At 28.4% G+C, this 19,470-nt stretch carries 17 protein-coding genes and 1 other annotated feature; of the genes, 5 read left to right on the top strand and 12 right to left on the bottom strand.

Annotated elements, in window-relative coordinates; genetic code table 11:
* Positions 1–6 precede the first annotated feature (6 nt).
* The 9 genes from pstB to galU form a co-directional block, all read right to left on the bottom strand.
* A complete protein-coding gene (gene pstB, locus ARA19_RS03800; RefSeq protein WP_055069611.1) occupies positions 7–759 on the bottom strand; it encodes a phosphate ABC transporter ATP-binding protein PstB in 753 nt (250 codons plus the stop codon).
* Between the two features lie 26 nt (positions 760–785).
* Positions 786–1,724 carry a phosphate ABC transporter permease PstA gene (gene pstA / locus ARA19_RS03795; protein WP_084764214.1) on the bottom strand — a complete coding sequence of 313 codons (939 nt, stop codon included), beginning with the start codon at positions 1,722–1,724 and terminating at the stop codon, positions 786–788.
* 146 nt (positions 1,725–1,870) lie between these two features.
* Entirely contained in the window at positions 1,871–2,746 is an 876-nt protein-coding gene (gene pstC / locus ARA19_RS03790; RefSeq protein ID WP_055069610.1) for a phosphate ABC transporter permease subunit PstC, read from the bottom strand.
* Positions 2,747–2,877: 131 nt separating this feature from the next.
* Positions 2,878–3,048 (bottom strand): DUF1413 domain-containing protein, encoded by a 171-nt coding sequence (locus ARA19_RS18285; RefSeq protein ID WP_084764228.1) that lies wholly within the window; start codon positions 3,046–3,048, stop codon positions 2,878–2,880.
* Positions 3,049–3,849: 801 nt separating this feature from the next.
* Positions 3,850–4,812, bottom strand: coding sequence for a PstS family phosphate ABC transporter substrate-binding protein (locus ARA19_RS03785; protein ID WP_055069609.1), 963 nt, complete (start codon positions 4,810–4,812; stop codon positions 3,850–3,852).
* Positions 4,813–4,921: 109 nt separating this feature from the next.
* Entirely contained in the window at positions 4,922–6,907 is a 1,986-nt protein-coding gene (locus tag ARA19_RS03780) for a molybdopterin-dependent oxidoreductase (protein ID WP_055069608.1), read from the bottom strand.
* Positions 6,908–7,079: 172 nt separating this feature from the next.
* Positions 7,080–7,775, bottom strand: a complete 696-nt coding sequence (locus tag ARA19_RS03775; protein WP_055069607.1) for a response regulator transcription factor — start codon at positions 7,773–7,775, stop codon at positions 7,080–7,082.
* Between the two features lie 353 nt (positions 7,776–8,128).
* Positions 8,129–9,136, bottom strand: coding sequence for a tryptophan--tRNA ligase (trpS, locus tag ARA19_RS03770; RefSeq protein ID WP_055069606.1), 1,008 nt, complete (start codon positions 9,134–9,136; stop codon positions 8,129–8,131).
* A 242-nt stretch (positions 9,137–9,378) separates the two neighbouring features.
* Positions 9,379–10,251, bottom strand: a complete 873-nt coding sequence (gene galU, locus ARA19_RS03765) for a UTP--glucose-1-phosphate uridylyltransferase GalU (protein WP_055069605.1) — start codon at positions 10,249–10,251, stop codon at positions 9,379–9,381.
* Positions 10,252–10,923: 672 nt separating this feature from the next.
* Here galU and brnQ point away from each other — a divergent pair.
* From brnQ to ARA19_RS03750, 3 genes are all read left to right on the top strand, one after another.
* Positions 10,924–12,225, top strand: coding sequence for a branched-chain amino acid transport system II carrier protein (brnQ, locus tag ARA19_RS03760; protein WP_055069604.1), 1,302 nt, complete (start codon positions 10,924–10,926; stop codon positions 12,223–12,225).
* Positions 12,226–12,470: 245 nt separating this feature from the next.
* Positions 12,471–12,710, top strand: a binding site (T-box leader).
* Between the two features lie 55 nt (positions 12,711–12,765).
* Positions 12,766–13,494, top strand: a complete 729-nt coding sequence (locus tag ARA19_RS03755; protein WP_055069603.1) for a gamma-glutamyl-gamma-aminobutyrate hydrolase family protein — start codon at positions 12,766–12,768, stop codon at positions 13,492–13,494.
* Positions 13,495–13,566: 72 nt separating this feature from the next.
* Positions 13,567–14,862, top strand: coding sequence for an APC family permease (locus ARA19_RS03750; RefSeq protein WP_055069602.1), 1,296 nt, complete (start codon positions 13,567–13,569; stop codon positions 14,860–14,862).
* 329 nt (positions 14,863–15,191) lie between these two features.
* Here the strand turns inward: ARA19_RS03750 and ARA19_RS03745 are convergent, their stop codons facing one another.
* Both ARA19_RS03745 and ARA19_RS18095 read right to left on the bottom strand, forming a co-directional pair.
* Complete coding sequence (locus ARA19_RS03745) at positions 15,192–15,434, bottom strand: DnaA N-terminal domain-containing protein (RefSeq protein ID WP_242862389.1); 243 nt, start codon at positions 15,432–15,434, stop codon at positions 15,192–15,194.
* Positions 15,435–15,503: 69 nt separating this feature from the next.
* Positions 15,504–15,632, bottom strand: a complete 129-nt coding sequence (locus ARA19_RS18095) for a hypothetical protein (RefSeq protein WP_278321662.1) — start codon at positions 15,630–15,632, stop codon at positions 15,504–15,506.
* Positions 15,633–15,829: 197 nt separating this feature from the next.
* Here ARA19_RS18095 and ARA19_RS03740 point away from each other — a divergent pair, with 197 nt between their 5' ends.
* Positions 15,830–17,326, top strand: a complete 1,497-nt coding sequence (locus ARA19_RS03740) for a catalase (RefSeq protein WP_055069600.1) — start codon at positions 15,830–15,832, stop codon at positions 17,324–17,326.
* 162 nt (positions 17,327–17,488) lie between these two features.
* On the opposite strand, the gene ARA19_RS03735 is transcribed toward ARA19_RS03740, so the two are convergent.
* Positions 17,489–18,334 (bottom strand): LCP family protein, encoded by an 846-nt coding sequence (locus tag ARA19_RS03735; RefSeq protein ID WP_242862383.1) that lies wholly within the window; start codon positions 18,332–18,334, stop codon positions 17,489–17,491.
* A 360-nt stretch (positions 18,335–18,694) separates the two neighbouring features.
* On the opposite strand from ARA19_RS03735, the gene srtB reads away from it, so the two are divergent.
* Entirely contained in the window at positions 18,695–19,420 is a 726-nt protein-coding gene (gene srtB, locus ARA19_RS03730; protein ID WP_055069599.1) for a class B sortase, read from the top strand.
* The last annotated feature ends 50 nt before the right edge of the window (positions 19,421–19,470 follow it).

The raw sequence follows: 19,470 nt of genomic DNA, 5'->3' as shown, positions 1-19,470 counted from the left end.
CTCCAATCATCCAAATCTTCCTTGTATATAGTCATCAGTTTCCTTTTTTTTAGGCTTAGTAAATATACTATAAGTTTCATCAAATTCAATTAACTTTCCATTTAAAAAGAATCCTGTATAATCAGATATTCTAGCAGCTTGCTCCATATTATGAGTTACAATAACAACAGTATAATCTTTTTTAAGTTCCATTATAAGCTCTTCTATTTTTATAGTAGATACTGGATCTAAAGCCGAAGTTGGTTCATCCATTAATATTACCTTTGGTTTTCCAACAATAGTCCTAGCAATACATAACCTTTGTTGTTGCCCTCCTGATAAATCAAAAGCTGACTTTTTCAGTCGATTGCATACCTCATCATAAAGTCCAACAGACTTTAAACTACTATTAACCATTTCATCTAAAATTCTCTTATCTTTAATTCCATGTCTTTTCGGTCCGTAAATTATATTTTCATAAATTGATTTAGGAAATGGATTTGGCTTTTGAAACACCATTCCAACTTTCCTTCTAAGCTCAATAAGATTATGACTTTCTATTATGTTTTCTCCCTCAACTATAACCTTACCTTCATATTTAATATCATCAATTAAATCATTCATTCTATTTAAACATCTTAAAAATGTAGATTTTCCACACCCTGATGGACCAATAAGTGCAACTACTTTTCCCTTTGGAATATCCATAGAAATATTATCTAAAGCCTTCTTACTTCCATAATAAAAATTCAAATTTTCTATCTTAATAACACTTTCCATAGCTAAATCTCCCCACCTTAAAATTATTAAATCTTCTTTTCATATTTATTTCTTAATATAATAGCTATGGCATTCATTCCAAGTAATACAACAAGTAAAACTATTATTCCTGAAGCCGCTAAATTTTGAAAATCAGGTTGTGGTCTTGATGTCCAATTATAAATTTGAAGTGGTAATGTTGTGTAAGATGAAAATAAACCTTCTGGTAAAAAAGTAACATAACTAGCTGCACCAACCATTATTAGTGGTGATGATTCTCCTAAAGCCCTTGATATAGAAAGTATAGTACCTGTTAATATTCCGGGCATAGCAAAGGGCAATACAACCCCTGTTATACTTTGCCACTTAGTAACTCCAAGCGCATAAGAACCTTCTCTTAAAGAATTAGGTACATTTTTTAAAGCTTCCTTAGATGTAATAACTATTGTTGGTAATATAAGAATTGCCAAAGTTAAAGCTCCTGTTAAAACTCCTCTTCCAAGATGCATGAATTGTACAAATACAGCTAAACTAACAATTCCATAAACTATTGCTGGTACTCCTGCAAGATTAGCTATATTAAGCTCTACAATTTCCTTTAACTTTCCAGGTTTCATATACTCTTCTATATAAATTGCTGCTCCAATGCCAACAGGAAAAACTATGAGAGCTGTAAGTACTATAACACTTAAACTTCCTACTATAGCAGGTAGAACCCCTGCTCTAGATGCTATTCTAGATGCTGAATTAGTTAAAAAATCAATACTTAAAAACTTAACACCATCCTTAAGCACAGATCCTATCAATATAATTAACATTAATACACCAAATGCAGTACAAACAAAAAGTAAAGTCTTAACTATTAAATTAATTCTCTTCCTCTTTTTTATATTATTTTCACAATATTTCTTAAATAAATTTTCTTCTTTTTTTATTTCAACATTCTTAAATTTTTCTTCTGCAATAACCAAACTATCCTTCCCCATAATAACTTACTCCTTACTCTTCTCATATTAGATATCATATTCAAGTAAAATTTTCACTATAAAATATTCTTCATTAAAATTCACCTTACAACTATCCTTAGATATAATTTACCTTAGTTAAGTTAATTCTCATTTTATAATTTTTATTAATAATAAATTTTTCCTCTTTTAACTACACTTCTTGCAATAATATTTAAAACAAATGTAACTAAGAATAATAAAGCACCAACAATAAATATAGTTTTATATTCTATACTTCCAACTGCTACATCTCCCATTGCTACTGATACCATATATCCAGTCATAGTCTGAACAGAATCTAAAGGATTTAAAGTCATTTGAGGTTTTGCACCTGCTGCTATAGCTACTATCATAGTCTCTCCTATAGCCCTTGAAATAGCTAATATAATTGATGAAATTATTCCAGATATTGATGCTGGAATAACTATCTTTCGAACCACCTCAAATTTAGTTGCTCCCATGGCATAAGCACCACTCTTAACAAGTTCTGGTACAGCACTCATAGCATCTTCACTTAAGGATGAGATAAGGGGAATAACCATAATTCCAACAGCTATACTTGCACTAAGAACATTAAAAACTTGAATATCACTAATAAAATTTTTTAAAAAAGGTGTAATAATATTTAAGGCAAAATATCCATAAACAATAGAAGGTATACCTGCTAAAATTTCTAAAATTGGTTTTAATATTTTTCTTGCCTTCTTTGAAGCATATTCACTTAAATAAATAGCAGCACCTATTCCTATAGGAACAGCCACAAGGCTAGAACCAATAGCAATCATCAAAGTTCCATTTACAAGAGGTAACACCCCAAAGCTCTTAGGTTCCATAAGTGGTGACCAATTTTCACCAGTAAAAAATTCTTTTACACTCACTTCCTTAAATAAGCCTATCCCTTCAACAAATAAAATAATAATTATTATAGCTGTAATAGCTATAGTAAAAAACCCTAACCCCTTAAGGGTATACTCCATAAATCTTTCTCTTCTTCTTTTCATAATTGTCCTCCCAAAACAACTGAAATCTCTCCACAAAGAATAACTCTTTATACATATAATATATTCTTTTTGTTAAAAGCCACTTCAGTTACTTTAAGATTAAGTTAAGATTATGCTATATTTTTTTAACTTTAAATTTTTCTATAGGTAGCTCTATTCTTAGAATCTTTCTTTAAATATTCCACCTTAGAAGATAGCTCAAATCTCCCTTCTTTAGTAGATAAATAAAAAATCCTACCACCACTAAGCTTTGAAGCCCTCGTGAACTCTTCCCATTCATCCTTCTCATATAAATCTCTTATAGAAAATTCCTACTCTGTTATGACATAACAGCACAAAAACAACAAATTTACATTTTATAGAATCAAAAATATTAAATCATTTTTGAAATTCCAACAATTACTTTAATAAATCTACATAATTCACTAAAATTCCCCTTCCAAAATTCACTATAAAAATAATAAAAAAAATCTTCTATGCTGTTATGACATAACAACATAGAAGTATAATCAAAGATAATTAAAAATTTGCTTTACCACCAAAACCATAATAAAAACGTAAATAAACCATATCAACTCCTTCTACTACAACGCTACAATGATTCTTTTAAATAATTAATATTCTATATAGTTTATCTATAATCATAAGGAAATAGTCCTAAGTATACTTGAAAGGTATAGAGAAAATCGATTTATGATGTATATACAGCACTATATAAAATTTATTTTACTTTTTATTTTTCTCTTTTTATTTACATCATTCAACTTATTTCTTAAGAATACTCATTTATTATTCTTCAATTTTCTATTTTATTTTCTTAAAGTTATAATTAAAAATTAAATCCGCCACTGTAATAACATAACAGCAACGGATTTTTTTTATTTTTTATATTAATGCCTCAGAGTAATTCTTTAATATTTATTCTTGTTATACTTATATATTTTACTTTTCCATCTTTACTTTTTATTCCTTACGCATTTTTACCACTGGTTATTCTTCATCACTTCTTATTTCTTATTCATCATTCCTCATTTTTTACTCACCATTCTTTGACTAATCTCTAATTTTAACATCTATTATTCAGGCTTTATTATTGAGCTTTTTTATTTTATTTTTGCTAATTCTTCTTTATATTTATCTGCTGTTAATGGAATTTCTCCTATTTCTTTTACAAGTGTTTCTGCATTTTCTAAATAGAATTTAACAAACTCTTTTACTTCTGCTTTCTCTAAACTTTTATTATTTACATATATAAATACTGGTCTTGCTAAAGGTGCATAAGTCCCATCTTTTATAATTTCAAATGTTGGTTCTACAGCTCCTTTTCCTGCATCAACTTTAACAGCTTTTAATTTATCTTTATTTGATTCATAATATGAATATCCAAAGAATCCTATTGCATTTTTATCACCAGCTACCCCTTGTACTAGAACATTATCATCTTCACTTGGATTAACATCACTTCTCATTGCTTTTGCTTTCTCAACTATAGCTTCTGTAAAGAATTCAAAAGTTCCTGAATCTGGACCTGGACTATAAAATTTTATATTTTCAGCTGGCCACTCTGGTCTTAAGTCTTTCCATGTTTTAATTTTACTATCTGGCTCCCATAACTTTTTAAGTTCTTCCTTAGTCAATGAATCAACAAAATCATTATCCTTACTTACAACTAATGTTATTCCATCATAAGCAACTGTAAAATCAGTATAGGAAACTCCATTAGCATCTGCTTTTTCCTTTTCACTATCTTTAATAGGTCTTGATGCATCTTGAATATCTGTTTCACCTACAATAAACCTTTTAAAGCCTCCACCTGTTCCTGAAACTCCAACTGGTATTTTTACATCCTTATATTCCTTGTTGAATTCTTCTGCCACTGCTTCTGTAATTGGTGCAACTGTTGAAGAACCATCTACTTTGATTTCTCCTGCTAAAACTTTATTTTCCCCTGCTGCTCCCTTTGCATCATCAACTTTTCCACTACTTGATCCACATCCTGTTAATGCTCCTAAAGCTGATGTAACTAAAAGTGCTGAAGTTAAAATCTTAACTACTGTTTTTTTCATAAATTTGTACCCCCACAAAATAATATTCATAACTAAAACTTACAAATTTATAATATCAACAGTGATTTAAGTGAAAATTATAATTAAGTTAATTTACATTATGAATCAATTAAGATTTCTTAACATTACTTCTTATTAAAACCCAACTTTCGTTATAAGTTATTTGTCCTCCCATATCTGATTCACCATCATCAGTTAAATAATTAGGATTACCTTGTTTTCCCCACCAACCTGCATAAATTTTCATTACATTATTATCACAACTATTATCTATATTTATTTGCAATTCTATTTCTCCATTTTTTGATTTCACTTTTACTATGTCTTTATCCTTTATTTTATATAAACTTCCTGTCTCCTCATTTATATATCCCTGACATATTCTTTTTTCATCAATAAAATGTTGACTTGATAATGAGTCCCTGTGATGAACTGTTATTAATTTTATTGGGTACTTTTCACTTCTTCTCTGTCTTTCTTTGCTCAATATAGCTATTGGTGTTAATCCATCATTTATTGCCTTTTCTGAATATATTTCAATTTTTCCTGAATCAGTATCAAAAATTTTATTTTCCCATGCAATATCTTTGTGTATAGTAAACGGAGTATTTTTTATATATTCAAGGGATATTTCACTTTCAAATCTCTTTAAAGGTTTTATAACCTCTTCTAAATATTCTTTTTTAGAAACTATAGGGTATTCCTTTATGTCCATTAATTTAGCTAACTCTCTAAAGAAATAATATTCATCCATTAGCTTATTTTTAGGCTCTAATATTTTTTCTTTATATATTAAATAAGGATTATTCATTGAACTATACAATAAGTCTTCACTTTCAAAAACATTAGTTGCTGGTATAAATAAATCACATTCCTTTGCAGTTTCAGTGAAAAATAAATCACAACATACCTTAAATTCAATGGATTCCATGGCATTTTTTAATCTGTTTATATTAGCTAATTGATTTAGCATATTACTTTTATAAATTAAAGCCATTTTTATTGGTTGTTCCTCTTGTGAATTAATATAATTAACTAATCTAGTCACAGGTATTACTTTGTTCTTAGCATAACTTTCACTATTATAAGGATCTGTATTTAAAATTTTAGGGTATACCTTATTAGCATAATTAATTCCTCCACCTTTGAATCCAATTTGACCAGTAATCGCTCCTAAAGCGTTAATAGCTCTTACTGTATTTCCTCCATTTTTATATTTCTGAACCCCATAACCTATATGTATAGAAGAATATTTTTCAGTATATTTATGAACTAAAAATTTTAATTCTTCAAAGGATACTCCTGATATTTCTATTAACTCTTTTAGATTTAAACTTTCTAAATAGGTTTTAAACTCTTCAAATCCTAAAACATACTTATCTATATAATTTTTATCATATAAATTTCTTTCTATAATAAGCTTATTCATCGCTAAGGCTAAAGCATCATCACTTCCTGGATTAATTCTAATATACTTAGTTGCTAGTTTTTTTGCTGTTTCAGTATACAAAGGATCAATTACAATAACTTCTATACCTTTATCCTTTGCTTTCTTAATAAAACTAGCTGTATGAATAGCAGTATAAGCTGGATTCTTTCCCCATAGGATTATAGATTTACTATTAAGCATATCTTCTAAGCTGTTGCTTTTAGCATCTCCAAAATCATATTTTTGTGCTTTCATTCCAGCACTCCAACATGGTCCCCCTGAAGTTTTAACAACTCCTCCATAAAAATTACAAAAAATTTCACCAATTGATTTCAAAAGAGATCCACTACCATATTGCTCATAATAAAGAACAGAATTGCTCCCAAAATTATTTTTATAAAAATTAAGTTTTTCAGCTACTATATTCAAAGCTTCTTTAAAAGTAATATCCTCCCAAATTCCATTAACTTTAAGCTTTGGATTAAAAACTCTTTTTTCATGGTTTAAAAAATCTAAATGCTTAAAGCCCTTTTTACAAATAAATCCCTTTGTATAAGGATGATTTTTGCTTCCTTCTATTTTAATAATTTTATTATTCTCCACATAAACATCAATAGCACAACAATCTGCACAATCTAGAGTACATCCTGAACTAAACTTTTTCATAAATACCACTCCTCTTAAACTTCTTTCATTAACTATATAAAATATTATAAATACTCTTTAATCACCTACACTGTATCCTTAAAAATATAAATAGGGAATAAAAAGTTTTCACTTTTTTATCCCCTTAAAAGTAATTATAATATTTTACCTAATCACTAATGTCTGTATTACTCTAATCTTCAATTAAAAATTTATATCCTACCCCTCTAATAGTTTGTACATACATAGGATTCTTATCATCATTCTCTATTTTTTGTCTTAGATGTCTTATATGAACATCTACAGTTCTTGTTTCACCTATATATTCATAACCCCATATTCTATCTAATAACATTTCTCTAGTTAAAATTTTCCCCTTATTTTTAATAAGTAATTTTAATATTTCAAATTCTTTAAGAGTTAATTCTATTTTTTTATCTAATTTTTTAACTTCTCTAGTTTGAAGATTTATTGATATATCTCCAAATCTTATTAAATTTTCATCTATCGTTTTATTATTCCGCCTTAACTGCGCTTTTACCCTAGCAACTAATTCTCTAACTGAAAAAGGCTTTGTCATATAATCATCAGCACCTAGCTCTAATCCTAGTATTTTATCTATTTCTTCTCCTTTAGCTGTTAACATTATTATAGGTATAGAACTTATTGTATGTTCCCTTCTTATTTCCTTACACACCTCAAAACCATCCATCTCTGGAAGCATTAAATCTAAAATTATAAGGTCTACTTGTCTTTCCTTTGCTATTTCAAGACCTTCCTTTCCTGTTGAGGCTGTTATAGTTTTATAGCCATTCTTCTCTAAATTAAATTTTATAAGTTCCCTAATATGCTCCTCATCATCAACTATAAGAATTTTTTTATCTTGCATAATATTACTATTCCCCCTCGTAACTATCACTACAAATTAAAATATTGTTAATTAACAATTCCCCATTAAAATAATGTTATAAATCTTAAATTAAACCTAATAGTTTAAATAATAGCAAATTATAAAATACTATGATTATAATATATCAAAAATAAATGATAAATTCCTTATTATATTAATAAACTTAATAAAAACTTAACCTAAGGAAAAGTATACTAATTAAAATAAATAAAACTACCTCTAAAGTAGTATTATTCTACTTCGAGATAGTTTATTTTTTATATATTCATATGAATATAACACATTAAAATATTTTCTAAGTTAAGTGTTAATAACCAACACTTAATTAAATATTATCTTGGAATAAGGCCTATTTTCTTTTGAGTTTTTCTTAAAGTTTTCATTGCTACGTAGTTAGCTTTTTCAGCACCAGCTTTGTAGATTTCTTCAAGTTCCTTTTTATTTGATAATAAGTCTTTTACTCTTTGTTGAACTGGCTCAAGCTCTCTTACTATAGCTTCTCCAACTTCTTTTTTGAATTCTGCATATCCTTTACCTTCAAATCTGGCAACTACTTCTTCTGGTGTTATTCCTTCTATAGTTGCAAGTATATTTATTAGGTTTTTAACTCCAGGTTGGTCATCTGTATAATTTACAACCCCAACACTGTCTGTTACAGCTCTTGATATTTTCTTTCTAATTACATCTGGACTATCCATTAAAAGTATAGCTCCATTAGGATTTTCCCCTGACTTAGACATCTTCTTAGTTGGCTCTTGTAAATCCATTATTTTAGCTCCAGCTTTTGGAATGTATGCTTCTGGAATCTTAAATGTTTCACTATAGGCATTATTAAATCTTCCTGCTATATCTCTAGCAAGTTCTAAATGTTGTCTTTGGTCTATTCCAACTGGAACTAAGTCTGTTTGATATAAAAGAATATCTGCTGCCATTAAAACAGGATAATTAAATAAACCCGCTATTATTGGGTCTCCTGAATTAACTGACTTTTGACTTTTATCTTTATATTGAGTCATTCTGCTTAATTCTCCAACATAAGAATTACATGTTAAAAGCCATGATAACTCTGAATGAGCTGGAACGTGTGATTGAATAAATAAAGTATTTTTTGTTGTATCTATACCTGAAGCTATATAAATAGCTAACATCTCTAAAGTTCTTTTTCTTAAATCAGCAGGAACTTGTTTAACTGTTATTGCATGTAAATCAACAACACAGAAATAACATTCATACTCATCTTGAAGTTTAACCCAGCTTTTTAAGGCTCCTAAATAGTTCCCTAAAGTTAAATCTCCTGATGGTTGTATTCCACTGAATATAACCTTCTTCTTATCTTCCATAGATATTCTCCTTCCATTTTTATAATAATCGTTATTAAAGCTAAAATAATTAATTGAAAATTTAATTAAACTATTAATAATAAGTTTTTTACTTTAACACAATTTCAGTTCTCAATAAAAATAATATCATATTTTCTTTATAGTTTGCCATAATATCTTAATTAAATACTAAATTTCCTGTAATAAAATAAAAAAGCAGAGGATGTAGATCCTGATTTGCTACATCCCCCACTTTTAATTAATTATTTATTTTCCCATTTTCTCTCTGTTAAATATTCCATAAACTCATCTTTTATTTCAGGTTTTCTTAAAGCATATTCAATAGTAGCTTCTAAGAACCCTTGCTTTGATCCTACATCATATCTTCTTCCATCAAATATATAAGCATACATAGCTTCTTGGTCAATTAAAGTTTTAAGAGCGTCTGTTAATTGAATTTCTCCACCTTTTCCTGGTGCAGTTTTATCTAGGATTTCAAATATAGCTGGAGTTATTATATATCTTCCTAATATAGCTATATTTGTTGGTGCCTCTTCCACTTTTGGTTTTTCAACTAAATCCTTAACTTTATAAACTTTATCTTCAATGTGTATACCATCTACTATTCCGTACTTATTTACGTCCTTCTCTGGAACAGCTTGAACTCCTAATACAGATGTTTTATATTCATCATAACAGTCCATAAGTTGTTTTAAACAAGGCTTTTCACTATATACAACATCATCACCTAAAAGAACTGCAAAAGGCTCATCTCCAACAAAAGCCTTAGCACAATTTATAGCATGTCCCAATCCTCTTGGTTCTTTTTGTCTAATATAATGTATATCAACCATGTCTGAAATATCTCTAACGATTTCTAAAAGCTCATTTTTCCCTGATTTTTCAAGTTCTAATTCAAGTTCTATACTACGGTCAAAATGATCTTCTATACATTTTTTATTTCTACCTGTAATAATTAAAATCTCTTCAATTCCTGATGCTATAGCCTCTTCTATAATATATTGAATTGTTGGCTTATCAACTATAGGTAACATTTCCTTAGGTTGTGCCTTTGTTGCTGGCAAAAATCTTGTTCCTAATCCTGCAGCTGGAATAATTGCTTTACGTACTTTCATTTAATACTCCTCCAATTTGTCATACATAATATTAAAGTCTTCATCCCCTGACTAACGCTTGTCTATTCTAGTACTTTATAAACTAAACATAAACAGACATAAGTCCCTAAATAACTCCAACTAAAATCTAGATGGAGTTTTAACTCTATCCTAGCTAAATTTCAGTTTATATTAATCTTTAATATAAAGCAAATTAAAAATTCAATAATAACGGAACCTAACTTATTTTTTCTTCTCCGTCTTCAATTCTCATTTTATCTGATAGCTAGAGGCTGCAATACTCCCATCTTCTATAGGAAACTCGACTCGTATTGCTCGCTGAGTAAGTTCCTATAACTAAATCAAGATTTAGATAGTCACTTAAGTAGGAGATAAACAGCCTCACGTTTCTAGCTAACGACCACTAAACATTCAAATGGAATCAAAACTCCATCTGAATTAAGTCTACGTTTATACACTTATCCTATCATATAGATAATATTCTTTCAAAAAATTATTATACTTTTTCAACAATTGTTTTATTGTAATTTTATTATTTTTTTAACTTTTTCTTTATTGAATTGGTAAATTTATTTTGATATTATTAATTTAATATTAATAACTTAATAAACTTTTTACCTCATTAAATTTTTACCTTATTAAACCTTATTTTACGAAAAGGAGAATCATATTATGAATAGTAAAACTAAAGACTACATAATCATAGGTTTTGCTTTGTTTTCAATGTTTTTTGGTGCTGGTAATCTAATATTTCCACCAACACTTGGACAAAGCCTGGGAAATAATTATTGGCTCGGAATTATTGGTTTCACCATAATGGGAGTCGGTCTTCCTCTATTAGGATTAATTGCTTGTACCAAAAATAATGGAAATTTTGAAAATATGTCTGCTAAAGTTGGTCCAACCTTCTCTAAAGTCTACTCTATAACACTATTTTTATTAATTGGACCATTACTTGCTATACCAAGAACAGCAGCATCAACTTTTGAAATATCAATTTTACCAAACTTTCAAAATGTAAATCAGTTTATTTTTATTATAGTTTACTTTGCTATAAATTTAATTTTTGTTTTAAAACCTACAAAAATTATTGAGGCTATTGGAAAGTATTTAACACCAATTTTATTACTAATACTTGTTCTATTATTAGCAAAAGGATTTATAAGCCCTATAAGTAATTTTTCTCAAAGTACAATCACAAAACCATTATCTCATTCATTAATTGAAGGATACCAAACTATGGATGCCATAGCTTCTATTGTTTTTGCTACACTTATAATTGGCTCTGTTAAATCAAAGGGATATAAAAATAAAGAGGTAATTGGTGTTACTCTTAGAGCATCAGTTATAGCAATTGTTGGACTAGCTATTATATATGGAGGATTAATTTTCCTAGGTGCAAAGACTGGTAATTTAGCTAATGGATTAACAAATTCTCAATTGTTAATATTCCTATCAAAATCTATTTTGGGTAACTTTGGAGCTTTAGCTATTGGCATAGCCTTCGGATTAGCTTGCTTAACAACCTCTATAGGGCTCTTATCAGCAGGGGGAGAATTTTTTGAAAGAGTTTCTAATGGTAAGCTAAAATATAAAGTTAATGTAATAATAATGTCAGTAGTAAGTATATTTTTAGCTAACTTTGGATTAGATAAGATAATATCCTTCTCTGCATCCTTACTTAGCATAATTTATCCAGTTTCTATAGTAATAATTTTACTTAACTTATTTGATTCAAAACTAAAAAGTAACTTAACAATTAAATATAGCACATATACAACTTTACTTTTTAGTATTTTAACATTTATAAGTACAAAAGTACCTTCTATAAAAAATTTACTTTCTTATTTACCACTTAGTGATATAGGCTTTTCATGGGTTCTACCATTTATAATTGCTTTTATAATATCTAATTATTTTTTAAAGCATGATACAAAGCCAACTGATAATGTAGATACCCTAATGGATAATTAAATAATTTTAAATTTAAAGTGACTGTTTAAAAGAAAATTTCTTTTGAGATTCAGTCACTTTTTTTACTTGTCTTTAATCTTTTTTATATTTTTGTAACTATAAAAGTCCCTATTTCATAATATATAACAAACAATTAATTAACTTTATATTAACTTTTTTTCTTATTCTCAATTGATTTTGTTGACAGTTTTAAATTTAATTAATATAATTAATTTATGAAAACTTAAAATCCTATCAAGATAGTCGGAAAAACTATGAAGTAGAAAAGTAACATAAAGCCTGCAGTTTACAGAGAGGAAGCAGTAGCTGAGAAGCTTCTAACATGTATTTTATGTGAAAGTGCACTACGGAGTTTATATCCCCAATTTTTTAGTAAGGATATACGGTAAAGCCCGTTATAGCTTAAGGCATTTATAATGATGTTTTTAATGAGGGACTTTTGTCTGAAGTAGAGTGGAACCACGAAGTTTGTCTTCGTCTCTATTTTTTGATTATAGTTCTTTTTTTTTATACAATTTAAAAAAATAATGGAGGTACAATATGAAAAATAAAATTATAGGTATATCAGCAAATATAGAAGTAGCAACTGATCTTCCTCCTTTTGCTGGATGTAAGAGAATTAAAATTTTTGATGATTATATTTCTTCTGTAATTGCAGCTGGCGGAATTCCTATTATTTTACCAGTTACTACAGATAAAGAAATTCTTGATAAACATCTTGAACTTATAGATGTTCTAATAATTTCTGGTGGTTATGATATCGACCCCTTAAGATACAATGAAGAGCCACATAAATTACTTCAAGCCACTTGCTTCGAAAGAGATGAATTTGAATTTTATTTAGCAAAAAAAGCTATAGAAAAATCAATTCCACTTTTAGGAATTTGTAGAGGACATCAAATTATTAATGTTGTTAATGGTGGAAGTCTTTATCAAGATATTTCTTTAAAGGAAGGAACTTATATAAATCATGTTCAAGGCAATCATGGAACTGAAGTAAGCCATACAATAGATATTGATAAAACTTCAATGTTATATAGCATATTAGGTGAAACAGCCCTAGTAAATTCATTACACCACTTAGCAATAAAGGATCTAGCTCCTGGTTTTAAAGCTGTAGCAACATCTAAAGATGGTATTATTGAAGCTATAGAAAAAATTGATGGCTCCTTTGTAATGGGAATTCAATGGCATCCTGAAGCTTTATCTCATAACAATGAGTCAATGCTAAATCTATTTAAATACTTTTTAAATTCAATTGATAAATAAAACTAAATATTTAAGTAAAAATACTATTAAATATACTTTTTAAAACAAATGAAAAAAGAAAGAGGTAAACCGATGGGAAAAAATAAATCTAAAATAGGTTTTCTTAGTATCATTCTTTTAGGGTTTAATGCCATTGTTGGAAGTGGGATTTTCCTGCTTCCAAACAAAGCAATGGAACTTATAGGACCTGCCAGCTTATATGTAATCTTATTTGATGCATTCTTAACAATAACCATAGCACTTTGTTTCGCTGAAATGGGTGGAATGTTCAAAAGAAATGGTGGTCCTTATGTCTATACACGAGAAGCCTTTGGTAACTTTGCAGCCTTTGAAGTTGGTATTATGACTTATGCCATTTGTGTAATAGCATGGGCTACAATGGCAGTTGGATTCACTACTGCTCTATCAGTATTTTGGCCAGCAGCCGATCACGGTATGACAAAAGACGTAATCGTTGTTCTGTTCTTAATAGCTTTAGGTGTACTTAATATTGTTGGAGTTAACTTCACAAAAATAATAATGAATATTGCTACTATAGGAAAAATAATTCCTCTTATAATATTCATAGGTGCTGGTGTTTTCTTTATGAAACTACATAACTTTACTCCTCTATTTCCACATGGAGTATATACACATGGTTCATTTGGTGCTGCTGCTCTTTTAATCTTCTTTGCTTTCACTGGCTTTGAAAGTATTGCACTTGCAGCAGAAGATATGGATAATCCATCAAAAAATATACCTATTGCCATTGTTATAGTAATGATAATCGTTTCAATTGTATACATACTTATACAAGCAGTTTCTATTGGTATCTTAGGACCTAACCTTGCTAAAGATGTAACACCTGTAACAACAGCCTCTTCATTATTCTTAGGCTCTTGGGGTGGAATATTAGTTAGTCTTGGTGTATTAATCTCAATTATAGGAATAAATGTAGCATCTTCATTTTCATCTCCAAGAATGGCAGTTGCACTTGCAGAAGATGGCTTATTACCTAAATCATTAACTAAATATGGTAGATTCCAAACTCCATATTTAGCTATAACACTTACAGTAGTTTTAACAATTCCAATAGCGCTATCTGGTTCATTTACACACTTAGCCTTAATAAGTGCAATTTCAAGATTTGCACAATATCTGCCAACATGTTTAGCAGTACCAGTATTAAGATGGAAAAAACCTGAAATGGAACGTTCCTTTAAAATACCACTAGGACCAGTAATACCTATAATAGCTGTACTAGTAAGTCTTTGGATATTATGCCAATCATCATCTCAACAAATTATTTGGGGACTTGGAGGTCTTATTATAGCAATACCATTATACTTCTTAATGAAAATTTATAATAAGAAAGAACGTAGTTTCTAAATATTACCCTTAAATCAATTTTCAATTGATAATAAACATAAGAGGATGTATCGAATTATAGATACATCCTCTTTGCTTTTATCTAGCTATATAGGTTCACCATTTGTGACCACTCACCTACGTAAAGAAACTCTAATATTTTTCTACAACAGTTACTAAAATTTCTAAACTCACTTTGTTTGACTGATAGTCAAATCTATAATTTTGTAACTTGAAGTTACTCAGTTCCTTTAGCACTGAGCTTCTTTTAAAAGGAAACTTGACTCGCTTTGCTCACTGAGTAAGTTCCTATAAATAAATTAAGATTTAGATAGTCACTTAACTCAACCTTACTCTTCTTGAAATCTTACTGTTATTAATTTATATAAATCAAAATTATAGAAAATAGTATTGTCAATAAAACTTATGTATTTCTTTATTTCCCTCTTATTCAAAGTACTTGGTGCTATTAAAATAAGTTCATCTCCTTTTGATGCACTATGAAATTCTAAGGGGCTTATCCACTTTTCAAAAGTATTCTTAGATAATTCTCCTTCTAAAATCTCCTTAGTTTTCTCCCAAAGTTCTAGCATTTTCAAAAAAATCTACTCCTCTCCCAAATATAGTTTTTCTATATTCCTTTTCAATTAAGTTTCTTTATTTTATTTTGCCTTAGAAAAAGAAAAAAATCTAATGTTAATTATCACCTTCTCTTCCATCACAATATATTTAATTGCCTTTAAAATTATTGACCTTATAACCATAGTCTGTCCCCCTCTTCTATAAGCCATAGATAAACAAACTTCCAAAACTCCCACTAAAATTCATATATAATCTTAATTCTACTTATATTTAAGTTCATTTTATAATCATAATCTAAGAAAATTTCTATTGTTGATAGTATGTTACTAGTCTATTATGCTAACACTAAATTAAAGGCAATATATGAATTGCAAAGATTAAAATTTATTTAACTTGGAGGCATAATATGAAAAATGATTTTCTAACAAATGCTGAAGGAATTCCTGTTCCTGATGATAATACTAGCCTTTCCACTAAAGAAGGCTACACACTCATTCAAGATGTTTTTCTTACTGAAAAACTTGCTCACTTTAATAGAGAACGAATCCCAGAAAGAGTTGTACACGCTAAAGGTGGCGGTGCACATGGATACTTTGAAGTAACACATGATGTAAGTAAATATACTAAAGCTAATTTTTTATCAAAAGTAGGAAAAAAAACTGAGGTTTTTGCAAGATTTTCGACTGTTGGTGGAGAGTTAGGCTCAGCTGATACTGCTAGAGACCCTAGAGGCTTTGCCTTAAAATTTTATACTGAAGATGGAAATTATGATATGGTAGGAAATAATACTCCTGTATTTTTCATTAGAGATGCTATAAAATTTCCTGATTTCATACATACACAAAAAAGAAATCCTAAAACTCACTTAAAAGACCATAATGCATTTTGGGACTTTGCTTCCCTTAACCCAGAAACTCTACATCAAATGACCATATTATTTACAGACTATGGCACACCTAAAGGTTTTAGGCATATGAATGGCTTCTCAAGTCACACTTATATGTGGTATAACGATGAAAAAGATTATGTATGGGTTAAATATCACTTTATTTCTGAGCAAGGTCGTGAAGATTTACCTGCTGCTAAAGCAAAAGAACTAGAAGGTACAAATCCTGATTACGCTATAGAAGATTTAGAAAAAGCCATTACAGACGGAAACTACCCTAGTTGGAAAATGTACATTCAAATAATGACAAAGGAAGAAGCAAAAGAATATAAATTTGATCCTTTTGATGTAACTAAAGTTTGGTATCATGCTGATTACCCACTTATACCGGTTGGAAAACTTACTTTAAATAAAAATCCTGAAAATTATTTTGCAGAAGTTGAACAAGTTGCTTTTTCACCTAGCCATATAGTTCCTGGAATTGCTCCTTCTCCAGATAAACTTCTTCAAGGAAGATTATTAGCCTATAGTGATGCTCATAGATACAGAATTGGAGCTAACGTGACTAACTTAAAGATAAATCAACCCAAAAATGCAAAAGCAAAAACAAAACAAAGAGATGGAAAATTATTTGATAATAGAGAAAATCCTGATGTAAATTACTATCCTAATAGTATAGATGGATTAAAAACTGATATTTCTTTTGATTTTCCTATAATTGTTAGTGATGGTGAGCTTAAAAGACATAGAAGGGAAATTGCAGATGTTGATTTTGAACAACCAAGAGCTCTCTATGAAAGAGTGCTATCAGAAGATGAAAAAGAAGCTTTTTTAAATAACTTAGTAGATCATATGAAAGAAATTAAGAAAAATATAGCATACCGTCAAGTATCTTTATTTTATAAAATGAATGAAGATCTTGGTAAGAAACTTGCTCTACAACTTTCCTTAGATGTAGAAAAAGTTGAGGAACTTTCTAAATTAAGCCAAGAAGAAAGAGTTAAATTTACTATTTAAAAATTATATTTACTATAAACAGGACTATCTCAAAATAAATGCACATAGCACTATAAATATCAAAGCATAATTGCTTAAATTTTGTTTTTACTGTTTACTTAAAAATGTGCTACTCCTTTGCAGATAGTCCTAAAAATTTACTTAATACTTTATTCTTGTTTTTTAATTAAAAATCCAGTTATGAAGTGCTTCTATAGTTGCTCTTTCATCAAATTTTAAATAGTAAACATTATTAATCATAGCTTCCTCAGAATTTTCATCCTTTGGATATCTATCTTGTTCTAATGAATTAACTAACTTTACACTTTGTAATCCATAATTCATTATCTCTCCTGATGAAAGACTAGTCTTAAGCATAGGTAATAGCTCACTTAATAACTCAGGATATTTTAATGCTGATATTGAAGTAGATTTTTTAATTAAATTTTCTAATACCTCTCTATGTCTATCACTTCTTTTGTAGTCTCCACCTGATGTATACCTTATTCTACAATAAGCCATAGCTTGTGTACCATTTAAATGCTGTAATCCAGTTTTATTAATAGTTGCATAATTTGTCTTATTTTTAAAATTTAAATCATTTATATAGTCATTAATAAATTTAAGTTCTTCTCCATCCACATCAATTTCAACTCCTCCAACAGCATCAATAACCTTTGGCAAAAAGGAAAAATTTACTGTTATAAAGTCACTTATATTTAAATCAAAATTTTCATTAATAGTCCTTACTGCAAGTTCAGGTCCTCCAAAGGCATAGGCATGATTTAATTTATCTTTTCCATGTCCATCTATACTAACGTAAGAATCTCTCATTAAAGATGTTATCTTTAATTTATTATCCTTATTATTAATTGTAAGAATCATTATAGAGTCTGAACGTCCTGAATTTTCCGTACTATCAACTCCAAATAAAGCAATATTTTTTATATCATTATATTGATTATCTAAATCACCATTTATACCCAAATTAGAATTGTCAATATTTGTTCTTTCAACTTTGTTAATCATAGACTTAAAAACAGAAATCCCCATTCCTACAAAAAAGAAATAATGCCTAATATAAAAAATGAAATTATAATTATAATTTTTTTGTGTTTTCTCATGTAACTCACCTCTTAAGCATTTATATTTTTTATAGAAACAAAATATACCTCCATTCTATATTACTTTTACCTAAGGACTAGTATCTATAATACTCAATCTTCTATAAGTCAGAAATAAACATATACTATTCTCTCGATAACTTACACTAAAATTCAGCTAGATTTAAAACTCTACTTGAATTGATACTTAATTTATTTAATAATATGGATATTTAGTATATAATTGTAAATATAAGTAATATAAATTTTTATTAAGGAGGTTCTATTGAATAAATCACTAAAATTAATGTTAAATATTTTACTAGGAACTATATTAATTTATTGTACCTACCAAATTAGCACTAAGCTTATAGATTATAAAAAATCAGAAACACTTTATAAAGAAGTAGAAGAAATTAAATCTACGAATAAAAATGAAAATGAAAGCTATAAGAAATTAAAAGATCTAAACAATGATTATAAACTATGGATAGAAATTGAAAATACTAACATAAACTACCCAGTTGTTCAAAGTACAGATAATTTTTACTACTTACAAAAAAACTTTTTAAAAAAGAATTCTGATTCTGGAACAATATTTTTAGATTATAGAAGTAACTATAAAAATGACTTTAATACTATAATCTATGGGCATAATATGAAAAATCAAAAATTATTTAATAACCTTGAAAAATTTAAAGATAAGAACTTTTTTAATGAAAATAATCAAATACATATATCAGATGAAAAAAATAAATATACCTATGAAGTTTTTTCAATTTCTATAGTTGATGGTAACTCTGATGCTAGTCACCACTATTCTATAAATAAGTCCAAAGATAAATCATCAATTTTCAACTATACACAAAATATAATGGAAAATTCCTTATTAAAAAAAGATATTACTATAACTAAAGAGGACAAGCTATTAACATTAGTTACCTGTAGTTATGAAAAAAAAGATGCTAGAACTATAATTCATGGAAAATTAATTCCACAAGAAGAATTGTAAAATAGATAATGGCTACCTCAACATGAATATCAAGAAAACAGAATGGTATT

Origin of the sequence: Clostridium massiliamazoniense (genome assembly GCF_001403635.1) — a bacterium.
GTDB classification, from domain to species: domain Bacteria; phylum Bacillota; class Clostridia; order Clostridiales; family Clostridiaceae; genus Sarcina; species Sarcina massiliamazoniense.
Note: the sequence above shows the minus strand (reverse complement) of the source record. Positions and strands in the feature narration are given on the sequence as shown.

Coding starts and splice junctions, on each gene's coding strand:
- pstB (WP_055069611.1), bottom strand. CDS start 759: ATGGAAAGTGTTATTAAGATAGAAAATTTGAATTTTTATTATGGAAGT.
- pstA (WP_084764214.1), bottom strand. CDS start 1,724: ATGGGGAAGGATAGTTTGGTTATTGCAGAAGAAAAATTTAAGAATGTT.
- pstC (WP_055069610.1), bottom strand. CDS start 2,746: ATGAAAAGAAGAAGAGAAAGATTTATGGAGTATACCCTTAAGGGGTTA.
- ARA19_RS03785 (WP_055069609.1), bottom strand. CDS start 4,812: ATGAAAAAAACAGTAGTTAAGATTTTAACTTCAGCACTTTTAGTTACA.
- ARA19_RS03780 (WP_055069608.1), bottom strand. CDS start 6,907: ATGAAAAAGTTTAGTTCAGGATGTACTCTAGATTGTGCAGATTGTTGT.
- ARA19_RS03775 (WP_055069607.1), bottom strand. CDS start 7,775: ATGCAAGATAAAAAAATTCTTATAGTTGATGATGAGGAGCATATTAGG.
- trpS (WP_055069606.1), bottom strand. CDS start 9,136: ATGGAAGATAAGAAGAAGGTTATATTCAGTGGAATACAACCATCAGGA.
- galU (WP_055069605.1), bottom strand. CDS start 10,251: ATGAAAGTACGTAAAGCAATTATTCCAGCTGCAGGATTAGGAACAAGA.
- brnQ (WP_055069604.1), top strand. CDS start 10,924: ATGAATAGTAAAACTAAAGACTACATAATCATAGGTTTTGCTTTGTTT.
- ARA19_RS03755 (WP_055069603.1), top strand. CDS start 12,766: ATGAAAAATAAAATTATAGGTATATCAGCAAATATAGAAGTAGCAACT.
- ARA19_RS03750 (WP_055069602.1), top strand. CDS start 13,567: ATGGGAAAAAATAAATCTAAAATAGGTTTTCTTAGTATCATTCTTTTA.
- ARA19_RS03745 (WP_242862389.1), bottom strand. CDS start 15,434: ATGCTAGAACTTTGGGAGAAAACTAAGGAGATTTTAGAAGGAGAATTA.
- ARA19_RS18095 (WP_278321662.1), bottom strand. CDS start 15,632: ATGGCTTATAGAAGAGGGGGACAGACTATGGTTATAAGGTCAATAATT.
- ARA19_RS03740 (WP_055069600.1), top strand. CDS start 15,830: ATGAAAAATGATTTTCTAACAAATGCTGAAGGAATTCCTGTTCCTGAT.
- ARA19_RS03735 (WP_242862383.1), bottom strand. CDS start 18,334: ATGATTAACAAAGTTGAAAGAACAAATATTGACAATTCTAATTTGGGT.